The sequence below is a fragment of the Streptomyces sp. NPDC043680 genome, assembly GCF_056436685.1.
This window is the reverse complement of record NZ_JBWKCE010000047.1, coordinates 1-1,580: the sequence shown is the minus strand read 5'-3', so window position 1 is coordinate 1,580 and position 1,580 is coordinate 1. Positions and strand designations below refer to the sequence as shown.

General features: G+C 65.8%; 2 protein-coding genes. One reads left to right on the top strand and one right to left on the bottom strand.

What is annotated here, in order from left to right; genetic code table 11:
* The first annotated feature begins 46 nt into the window (after nucleotides 1–46).
* On the top strand, nucleotides 47–814 hold the full coding sequence (locus AC0666_RS33940; protein WP_478709112.1) for a transposase: 768 nt from the start codon (nucleotides 47–49) through the stop codon (nucleotides 812–814).
* A gap of 132 nt (nucleotides 815–946) precedes the next feature.
* Here the strand turns inward: AC0666_RS33940 and AC0666_RS33935 are convergent, their stop codons facing one another.
* Nucleotides 947–1,378, bottom strand: a complete 432-nt coding sequence (locus tag AC0666_RS33935) for a VOC family protein (RefSeq protein WP_471370514.1) — start codon at nucleotides 1,376–1,378, stop codon at nucleotides 947–949.
* Nucleotides 1,379–1,580 lie beyond the last annotated feature (202 nt).

Sequence of the window (1,580 nt, the reverse complement as noted above, 5' to 3'; positions counted from 1 at the left end):
CTAAGGGTTGTCCCGTAAGTGATCTTGCCGTGGGATGATCTAGGCCGTGGCTGGTGTGATCACGGCGTCTGAGCCGTCCTGGATAGCCCCGTTCGCCGGACTGAGCCCGCGTGCCTTCTGCAAGTTGATGAGGCAGCTACGCCGCGAGGGCAGCGACGCGCCGGGCCGTGGTCGGCCGTGGAAGCTGTCCCTGGAGGATCGGGTGCTACTGGTGGCCGCGTACTGGTACACCAACTTGACCCTGCGCCAACTCGCGCCGCTCTTCGGAGTGTCGAAGTCCACCGCCGATCGCGTCATCGACCACCTCGGCCCCAGGCTCGCGCTGGCCCCGCGCAGGCGCTTCGCAAAGGACGCGGTGCTGATCGTGGACGGGACGCTGGTACCCACCCGCGACCACAAGGTCGCCGAGCAGTCGAAGAACTATCGCTACTCGACGAACCACCAGGTGGTCATCGACGCCGACACCCGCCTGGTCGTGGTGGTCGGCCGGCCTCTGCCGGGGAACCGCAACGACTGCCGGGCATGGGCCGAGTCCGGTGCCAAGCAGGCAGTCGGCAACACTACGACGATCGCGGACGGCGGCTACCTGGGCACCGGGCTGATCATGCCGCACCGCCGGCGCAAGGGCGAGGAACTACCCGACTGGAAGCAGGCCCACAACAAGAGCCACAAACGGGTTCGCGCCCGCGTCGAGCACGCCTTCGCCCGTATGAAGACCTGGAAGATCCTGCGCGACTGCCGCCTGAGAGGCGACGGTGTGCGCCACGCGATGCACGGCGTTGCCCGCCTACACAACCTCGCTCTCACGGGATGACTCCCGCCGCATGCGGGACTTGAGAGGTCCACGGGAGACTGGCCTTGGGGAACATCGGGGCAGCCGATATCGGCTGCCCCGATGTTCCCCAAGGCCGGAGATGGCTCCCCACGTCGCAATCTCGGAGGAGAATCAGGCGAGGCAGAACTCGTTGCCCTCAATGTCCTGCATAGTGATGCACGACTCGTTGACGCCATCGGCGCGCTGCGTCAGCACGTGTTTCGCGCCGAGTGCCATCAGTCGTGCGCATTCGGCCTCGAGTGTGGCAAGGCGCTCCTCACCCACAAGCCCGGTGCCGGCCCGCACATCGAGATGCACCCGGTTCTTGACGACCTTGCTCTCGGGAACTCGCTGGAAGAGCAAGCGCGGGGCCACACCCGAGGGATCGGTGCACGCGAAGTAGATCTCATCCTCGGGCGGCAGCGAGAGGTGGTACTCCTCCCACGTGGCGAAGCCCTCCGGGACCGTCGGCACGACGTACCCCAGCACCTCGCACCAGAAAGCGGCGAGGCGCGCAGGCTCCGCGCAGTCGAAGGTCACTTGGAACTGTTTGATCGTTGACATCGGCGCACGATAACAGGGCCCCTGCTCATCTCCCCAGGTCGGGAGGTCCACACGTTGTCGGGAGGAGGCGTCTGCTACCCGCTGTTGTGTCGTGCGGTCGCAGGGGTGAACCGAAGTCAGTGCCTCCCCAAGGGGAACCTGGGATGCGATACCGGCCAGCCACTCTCGTGCTGCCAAAGATCAGTTACGGGACAACCCTTAG